This window comes from Pseudolabrys sp. (assembly GCF_035943735.1).
Lineage (GTDB): Bacteria > Pseudomonadota > Alphaproteobacteria > Rhizobiales > Xanthobacteraceae > Pseudolabrys.
The window spans coordinates 1-7,500 of sequence record NZ_DASZBV010000018.1 but is presented as its reverse complement, the minus strand read 5'-3'; the positions used below and the strand labels follow the sequence as shown (position 1 = coordinate 7,500).

Below are 7,500 nucleotides of genomic sequence, written 5' to 3'. Positions count from 1 at the left end.
GGGGCAGCCGGCGGCCGGCGTCCTGATCGGCGAGACGGTGTACGAGGCGGCGAAATTACTCGGGGCCGCCGGCGGCGTGCGCGACCCGTCTTCGGTGCTCGGTCTGCTGCAAGCCTGGGACACGGTGCATCCGCAACTGCATGCGGCCGCGGCGAATGCCGATCCCAAGGGCGGTGTGCCGCTGGCGCAGGTCAAGCTGCTGGCGCCGATCCTCTACCCGGGCGAACTGTTCTGTGCCGGCGCCAACTACTGGGACCATCTCAACGAGATGGCCGACATCGCCGAGCGCACCACCGGCAAGCGCCCGTCGATGACCAAGGGCGCCGAGCCGTGGTTCTTTCTGAAAAACTCGGCCAGCGGCATCATCGCCACCGGCGTGTCGGCGCGGCTGCCGCCGTTTTCCAAGCAGGTCGACTGGGAGGCCGAACTCGGCGTGGTCATCGGCCGCAAGACGCGCAACATCTCCGAGGAGCGCGCGCTCGATGCCGTCGCCGGCTACGTCATCATCAACGATCTGTCGGCGCGCGACCTGATGAAGCGTGAGGGCACGCCCTTCATCTACGATTGGGTCGGGCAGAAGTGCTTCGAGGATTCGGCGCCGATGGGGCCCTGGCTGACGCCGGCCGCCTATATCGGCAATCCGGAAGACCTTTCGATCAAGCTGTGGGTCAACGGCGTCCTCAAGCAAGACTCCAACACCGGCCGCATGGTGCACAATGCGCACGAGCAGATCGCCTATCTCAGCCGTCATTTTACGCTCAACCCCGGCGACGTCATCGCCACCGGCACACCGGCCGGCGTCGGCATGCCGCGCGGCGAGTTCCTCAAAGCGGGCGACGAGGTGAAGATCGAGATCGCCGGCTGCGGTACGCTGGTCAACACGATGGTCGCCGGCTAGCGCGGCGGACGGTCAGCGGAGGGACCTGCGATGAGCACCACGGCCGAGCAGGACATCCAGGCGCTGACCAGGAACATGCTCCGGCGCAAGCTCTACGTCGTGCTCTCGCGCGGCAAGGGCGCCGATCTGAAGCCCTATCTTGCCGAGCATCTGCGCTGGATGATCGGCCTCGAGAAGGAAGGCAAGGTCTTCGCCTCCGGTCCTTTCGACGTCGGCACCAGCGGCGATGGCATGACCATCCTGCGTGCGGAAACGGCCGAGGAGGCGCGTGCGATCGCCGCGCGCGATCCCTTCGTCGTCAACGGCATCCGCACTTGCGAGATCCGCGAATGGACGCTGATGGAAGGCTCCTTCGGCATCACTGTGAACTACTCCGACCGCTCCATCGACATCGCATAAGAGAGCGGCGGCCGGGATGAAACGACAGGAAGGTCGACATGGACACCATCGGCTTCATCGGCGTCGGCAAGATCGGCCTGCCGATCTGCGATAACCTGATCAAGAGCGGCTACCGCGTCGTCGGTTTTCGCCGCTCCTCGCTCGCCGACTTCGAGAAGCTCGGCGGCGTGCCGGCGAAATCGGCGGCGGAGGTCGGCGCCGCGGCCGATGTCGTCTTCACCTGCCTGCCATCGGACGAAGCGCTGCAGGAGGTGGTGCAGGGGCCGCACGGTCTCCTCGATACCGCGCGGCCGGGGCAGATCGTGGTCGAACTCGGCTCGCATCCTGTGCCGGTGAAGCAGAAATACGTGCCGGTGCTTGCCACCAAGGGCGTGTCGTTCGTCGACGGCGAGGTCAGCGGTACGCCGGGCATGGTGGCGGCGCGCAAGGGCGTCATCTTCCTCGGCGGCGACCGCGAGGCCGTGCGCCGCCTCGAGCCGATCGTCGCCGGCTTCGCCGATTCCTGCTCCTATTTCGGGCCCTTCGGCACCGCCACCAAGGCCAAGCTGATCAATAATCTTCTCGTCGGCCTGCACATCGCCGGCACCGCGCAGGCGATGGTGATCGCCGCGAAGACCGGCGTCGACATGGACCTGCTGGTCAAGTCGATCGCCAGCGGCAGCGGCGGCTCGACGCAGTTCGGCATCCGCGCGCCATGGATGGTCGCGCGCAAATTCACGCCGCAGCAGGGCTCGGCGCCGGGGCTCGCGCATTACCTCGACATGGTCAAGGATTTCGCCGACGCCGAGGGCGTCGCCACGCCGCTTCTGGATTGCCTGATCGACATCTACCGCCGCGCGCTGCCGGGCATCGGCGAGCGCGACGTCGCCGCGATCATCGAATTGTTCGAAAACGACAGCCAGCCGAAAAGGGAGGCCACGCCATGATCGGAGTCCGCAAGATCGCCCACGCCGCTTACGAGACGCCGGATCTCGAGCAGCAGACGGAGTACTACACCAACATCCTCGGCCTGACGCTGACGGCGAAGGACAAGGACGCGGTCTACCTCGCCAATACGGTCGACCATCACGCGGTGGTGCTGCGCCGTGGCGCGGCGGCGCAATGCACGCGTGTCGGCTTCGAGCTCGGGCCGAACGACGACCTCGACGCGTTCGAGAAGCAGACCGCCGCGCACGGCGTGAAGACGTCGCGCAAGAAAGACCCGGAGCCGACCATCGCCGACATGGTCGCGTTCCAGGATCCGAAGGGCACCGTCATGGAGGTGTTCAAGCGGCCCGAGCCGCAGGCGCTCAAGTTCGCGCGCAACGGCGTGGTGCCGCACAAACTCGGCCACGTCGCCTTTCACGTCACCGAGGTGAAGAAGGTGACGGCCTTCTATTGCGACGTGCTCGGCTTCCGCGTCTCGGACTGGATGTCGGATTTCTTCTCGTTCCTGCGCTGCGGCGTCGACCACCACACGATCAACCTGATGGAGACCGGCTCGAACCGGCACTTCCACACCGCGTTCGAGCTGCGCGACTGGGGCCATCTGGAGACGGCCTGCGATTTCCTCAGCCTCAACGGCTACAGGATGCTGTGGGGTCCCGGCCGGCACGGCATCGGCCACAATCTCTTCGCCTATCACCGCAGCCCGAACGGCATGATCACCGAGCTGTTCGCCGAGCTCGACCAGATGAAGGACGAGGAGCTCGGCTATTTCGATCCGCGACCGTGGCACCGCGACAATCCGCAGAAGCCGAAGGTGTGGCCGAAGGATCCGTCCGCCTCCAACCTCTGGGGGCCGATGCCGCCGGAAGAGATGATGAAGTAGCCGCGGCTCGAACGCGCCTAAAGACAAATGGCCGGGCGAGGCCCGGCCATTTGTTATTTAAGAGCGGCCGGTCTCTCACGAGGCCGACCGCTGTGTTGTTTACTGCCCCGCCTTGGCGAAGGGATAGGCGAGGTTGCCGGTCTTGTTCGCCGCCGGCCACACCACCACCCACTTCTTCAGGTCGTTCAGCTCGCCGAGATCGTGGCCTTTGATGCCCTGCCATTGCGTCACGATCATGCGCGGCTTGGCCCATTCGCCGTCCTTGCCGAACTTGATGTCGCCGACCACCGTCTTCAGCGTGTGGGTGCGGATGTACTCGGCGAGCTTGGCGTGGTCGAGGCTCTTGGTGGCTTCGACCGCCTGCGCCAGCACCTGTCCGGCCGCGTAGCCGTAAGGCGCGAAATTGTAGCCGAACGGATCGATGCCCTTGCCCTTGGCCTGCTCGTGGTACTTCGTCAGCACCTCCTTGACGCCGGGGAAGTTGAAGGTCGGGATCGGCACATAGACTTCGGCATTGTTGACGTAGCCGTTCATCTCCGGGCCCATCTTGATCTTCAGCGGCGTGGCCAGAAGCCCGATCATCGTGCCGCCCATCATCTTCGGGCTTAAGCCCGCCTCATGCGCGGCGCGCACGAAGGCGACGGTGTCCGGCGGATAGGCGGCGACGAACACGATGTCCGGATTGGCCGCCTTGATCGCGCGTACGACCGGCGCGAGATCGGCGGTCGACGGCGGATAGCGCTCGTCGTAGACGATCTTGAGGCCGGCCGCCTTGGCGTTCTCGCGCGCGCCGTCGGTCGAGTTCTTGCCGAACTCGGCGTCGTTGCCGACGATGGCGACCGTTTTCGGCTTCGGGTTCTGCTCCATCGCCACCGCGAAGAAGCCGCGCGAGAATTCCCGCTTCGGATCGGTGCCGAGCGGGATCATCGAGAAGTAGTTCTTGTAGTGGATGCCGCTGTTGGCGGCGGTGCCGAGCATGCCGATCGTGGTCAGGTTGCGCTGCGCCAGCAGCGGCAGCGCGGCGCTGATCTGGTTGGTGCCGTAGGGCCCGAGCAGCAGGTCGACCTTGTCGACGTTCAGGAGCTTGCTGTAGATCGTCACCTCGTTGGAGGGATTGGTCTGGTCGTCGTAATAGACGAGCGCGACCGGACGCCCGAGCAGGCCGCCCTTGGCATTGACGTCGTCGCGCCAGATTTGCAGCGACAGCAGAAGCTGGCCGCCGTTCGGCGCATTGGCGCCGGTGAGGCCGAGGCTCAAACCGACCTTGATCGGATCGGCGGCGTCCGCGCGCTGCGGGGCGAGACCGAAGACAGAGGCCGCGGCAATGGCGATGAGGCCCGCTGCTACGCGCCGGGTCGTCCTCGCGCTGAAATAGGCTGGCATGGTCGTTCCTCCCGTTTCATTTTTTAGTGCGCTTTTTTCTTGAGTTTCGGCACGTGCTGCAGCGCCGTCAGCACATGCTCCGCCGTTGTCCGGTAATGCCGTTCGAGGGCGGCCACGGCCGCCTTGGTGTTGCGGGCGAGCGTCGCCTCGTAGATCTCCTGATGCTCGGCGGCGACGTCGCGCTTGAGCTTGCCTTCCGGCACGATCTTGGCGCGCACGGCGCGATGCCGCTCCGCCTGATCGAACAGTTGCGAGGCGAGTTCGATCTGCCAGCGCGAGCCGCAGGCGGCGATCAGCGCGGTATGGAACTGGCGGTGGAAGTTGACCCACGGCTCCATTGCCGGCCCCGGGCCCAGCGGGAAGGGGCCGTGCGACAGCGTGTGATAACTGGCGACGATTTCGCGCTCCCAGGCGACATCGCCGTCGCGGATCGAGCGGGCGAGCGCGTGCTTCTCGATCACCAGCCGCGTCTCGGTGACATCCATGACATCGTCCGGCGTCAGCGGCGCGACGCGGAAGCCGCGCTGGCCGATCGCGGTGACCAGCCGTTCCGCCACCAGCCGCGACAGGGCCTCGCGCAGCGGGCTGATGCCGACGGCGTAGGCGGCGCGCAGTTCGTCGGAGCGCAGCGGCGTGTCGGGCGGCAGGCGGCCCCAGATGATGTCCTGGCGCAGCCGCTGATACGTCGCCTCCGTCACCGTGCGCGGCGCGCCGGCGGCGGGAACCTCGTTGCGGGCCGTCACGGAACGCTTCATCGGACGTCCGTACCCTTCGGGAGCGACCCCGTATGGTACCGCAAACTTTGGAAATCGGAATAGGGTTTCCAAAAAACGTCCCGGTGAGGGGGTGGCCTTCCTGCCGCAGCGCGTCGACAATCGCCCGGCGGTCACGCCTTTGTTGCTTGTTTCAGGTACCGGCGTGCACAATGCTGCCCGTCCCGATTGTGAAGGCCACAGTGAACCTTATGTCCCAGTCCTCCGACGCTCCGCGCCGCCGTTTCCCCTCCTTCAGCCGCCGCTCCATGCTCGTCGCCGCGCTGCCTCTTCTGCTGGCCGCCTGCGGCAAGCAGAACGGCTTCGAGATGTTTTCAGGCGGCAATTACGGCGCCGTCGACGACGGCGGCTTCACGATCCCCGCCGTCGATACCACGGTCGATCCGGACCTCAGGCGGCAGGAGGTTGCCTGGCGCGGCAAGGAGAAGGCGGGCAGCATCGTCGTCAACGTGCCCGAGCGGAAGCTCTACCTGATCCAGGGCGATGGCCGGGCGATGCGCTACTCGGTCGGCGTCGGCCGCTCCGAGGCGCTGAACTTCCGCGGCAGCGCCATCATCGGCCGCAAGGAGAAATGGCCGCACTGGACGCCGACCGCGACCATGATCGCGGCGATGCCGCGCTATCGCGCCTATGCCGGCGGCATGAAGGGCGGCATCGACAATCCGCTCGGCGCCCGCGCGCTCTATCTCTACCGCGACGGCCACGACACCTATTTCCGCCTGCACGGCACCAACGAGCCGGACAGCATCGGCCACGCCGTGTCGTCGGGCTGCATCCGCCTGCTCAACCAGGACATCATCGATCTCTACAATCGCGTCCCGGTCGGCACGCACGTGACGGTGGTGCAGGGCTGAACGTAGAGGGCGATCGGCGGCGACAAGAACAGAAGCCGCAGCCTTTCTCCGCCTCATCCTGAAGAGCCGCGCGTCGCTCAGTAACTGTCATGGCCGGGCTTGTCCCGGCCATCCCGCTTAGGCGAGCACAGCCTTCCTAAGCGAGGTCGCCGGGACAGGCCCGGCGACGACAATGCAAATCACTTCTCGACGAAGGCCTTCTCGATCACGTACTGGCCGGGGGCATTGCTGTTGCCCTCGGCGAAGCCCATGTCGCGCACGATTGTCGCGAGGTCCTTCAGCATGGCCGGGCTGCCGCACATCATCATGCGGTCGTGCGCCGGATCGAGCGTGTCGAGGCCGGTCTCCTCGAACAGCCGGTTGGTGGCAATGAGCTCGGTCAGCCGGCCGGAATTGCGGAACGGCTCGCGCGTGACGGTCGGGTGGTAGACGAGCTTCTCGGCGACGAGCTCGCCGAGGAATTCGTGCTCGGGCAGGTCCTGCGTGATCAGCCGCTCATAGGCGAGCTCGGCCACCGTGCGGCAGCCGTGCACCAGCACGACCTTGTCGTAGCGCTCGTAGGTCTCCGGGTCCTTGATGATGGACAGGAACGGGGCCAGTCCGGTGCCTGTCGCCATCAGGTAGAGATTGCGCCCGGGCATCAGGTTGCCGAGCACGAGCGTGCCGGTCGGCTTGCCGTTGAGCAGGATGCGGTCGCCGACCTTGAGATGCTGCAGCCGCGAGGTGAGGGGGCCGTCCGGCACCTTGATCGAGAAGAACTCGAGATGCTCCTCGTGATTGGCGCTGGCCAGGCTGTAGGCGCGCAACAGCGGCCGCCCGTCGACCTCCAGGCCGATCATGGCGAACTGGCCGCTCTGGAAGCGGAAGCCGGGATTGCGGGTGGTGGTGAAGCTGAACAGGCTGTCGGTCCAGTGGCGGACGCTTCTGACCTCTTCCTGACTGATCGTGCTCATCGCTCTCCCGTGATCTCGCCCGAAGATCCTTGCAAGTTCCTGATGGTGTTGCCGGTTTCGGCTGGATATAGCCCCGGACCACAATTGTTCAACACCGACCTTGGTTGCACTGCAGCGGCCGCTTCGGTGCGGTGTCGGCTACGGTTCCGGACGGCTTAGCCTGCCTAGCTCCCTCGTCCTGAGGCGCCCGTCCGCTGAAAGCGCACGGGCCTCGAAGGACCTCGGAGTCACAGATCCTTCGTGGCTCGCTGCGCTCGCACCTCCAGGCCGACGGGAGATATGTAATAATTCGTGATCTAGGACTGTTGACATTCCTATATTGATAGACTTATATGCCTGCCATCCCGTCCCGTTACCGAGGGGCGTCTGATCAAGCGTCTCCAGACGCGGGGCGGGGAGCGGTGGCCGGGGTGGGAGCGTCGGAGATGCG

General features: G+C 65.8%; 8 protein-coding genes (1 of these 8 only partly in view). 5 read left to right on the top strand and 3 right to left on the bottom strand.

Translation table 11 applies throughout. From position 1 onward, the window contains the following. The 4 genes in view from VGV41_RS12235 to VGV41_RS12220 are tightly spaced (at most 38 nt apart) and all read left to right on the top strand, a layout consistent with a single transcriptional unit that may run on beyond the window. A protein-coding gene (locus VGV41_RS12235) for a fumarylacetoacetate hydrolase family protein (RefSeq protein WP_326864122.1) crosses the window boundary here: on the top strand, positions 1–898 show its 3' portion. Its footprint begins 41 nt before the window's first position; only the last 898 of its 939 coding nucleotides appear in the window; its start codon lies off the left edge, out of view; it ends in the stop codon at positions 896–898. A 30-nt stretch (positions 899–928) separates the two neighbouring features. After that, positions 929–1,297, top strand: a complete 369-nt coding sequence (locus VGV41_RS12230; RefSeq protein WP_326864121.1) for a YciI family protein — start codon at positions 929–931, stop codon at positions 1,295–1,297. Positions 1,298–1,335: 38 nt separating this feature from the next. After that, positions 1,336–2,223: an NAD(P)-dependent oxidoreductase gene (locus tag VGV41_RS12225; protein ID WP_326864120.1), complete on the top strand. Its 888-nt coding sequence runs from the start codon at positions 1,336–1,338 to the stop codon at positions 2,221–2,223. Beyond that, the gene (locus VGV41_RS12220; RefSeq protein ID WP_326864119.1) at positions 2,220–3,107 is read left to right on the top strand and encodes a VOC family protein; all 888 of its coding nucleotides are present in this window, start codon (positions 2,220–2,222) and stop codon (positions 3,105–3,107) included. The genes VGV41_RS12225 and VGV41_RS12220 overlap by 4 nt, the downstream gene beginning before the upstream one ends. A 99-nt stretch (positions 3,108–3,206) precedes the next feature. Here VGV41_RS12220 and VGV41_RS12215 read toward each other — a convergent pair whose 3' ends face one another. After that, on the bottom strand, positions 3,207–4,490 hold the full coding sequence (locus VGV41_RS12215) for an amino acid ABC transporter substrate-binding protein (protein ID WP_326864118.1): 1,284 nt from the start codon (positions 4,488–4,490) through the stop codon (positions 3,207–3,209). A gap of 23 nt (positions 4,491–4,513) precedes the next feature. Next, on the bottom strand, positions 4,514–5,245 hold the full coding sequence (locus tag VGV41_RS12210) for a GntR family transcriptional regulator (RefSeq protein ID WP_326864117.1): 732 nt from the start codon (positions 5,243–5,245) through the stop codon (positions 4,514–4,516). Positions 5,246–5,454: 209 nt separating this feature from the next. Between VGV41_RS12210 and VGV41_RS12205 the strand changes: the two genes are divergently transcribed. After that, positions 5,455–6,117, top strand: a complete 663-nt coding sequence (locus tag VGV41_RS12205; protein ID WP_326864116.1) for a L,D-transpeptidase — start codon at positions 5,455–5,457, stop codon at positions 6,115–6,117. Between the two features lie 179 nt (positions 6,118–6,296). On the opposite strand, the gene VGV41_RS12200 is transcribed toward VGV41_RS12205, so the two are convergent. Next, positions 6,297–7,070, bottom strand: a complete 774-nt coding sequence (locus tag VGV41_RS12200) for a ferredoxin--NADP reductase (protein ID WP_326864115.1) — start codon at positions 7,068–7,070, stop codon at positions 6,297–6,299. Between the last annotated feature and the right edge of the window lie 430 nt (positions 7,071–7,500).

Coding starts and splice junctions, on each gene's coding strand:
- VGV41_RS12230 (WP_326864121.1), top strand. CDS start 929: ATGAGCACCACGGCCGAGCAGGACATCCAGGCGCTGACCAGGAACATG.
- VGV41_RS12225 (WP_326864120.1), top strand. CDS start 1,336: ATGGACACCATCGGCTTCATCGGCGTCGGCAAGATCGGCCTGCCGATC.
- VGV41_RS12220 (WP_326864119.1), top strand. CDS start 2,220: ATGATCGGAGTCCGCAAGATCGCCCACGCCGCTTACGAGACGCCGGAT.
- VGV41_RS12215 (WP_326864118.1), bottom strand. CDS start 4,490: ATGCCAGCCTATTTCAGCGCGAGGACGACCCGGCGCGTAGCAGCGGGC.
- VGV41_RS12210 (WP_326864117.1), bottom strand. CDS start 5,245: ATGAAGCGTTCCGTGACGGCCCGCAACGAGGTTCCCGCCGCCGGCGCG.
- VGV41_RS12205 (WP_326864116.1), top strand. CDS start 5,455: ATGTCCCAGTCCTCCGACGCTCCGCGCCGCCGTTTCCCCTCCTTCAGC.
- VGV41_RS12200 (WP_326864115.1), bottom strand. CDS start 7,070: ATGAGCACGATCAGTCAGGAAGAGGTCAGAAGCGTCCGCCACTGGACC.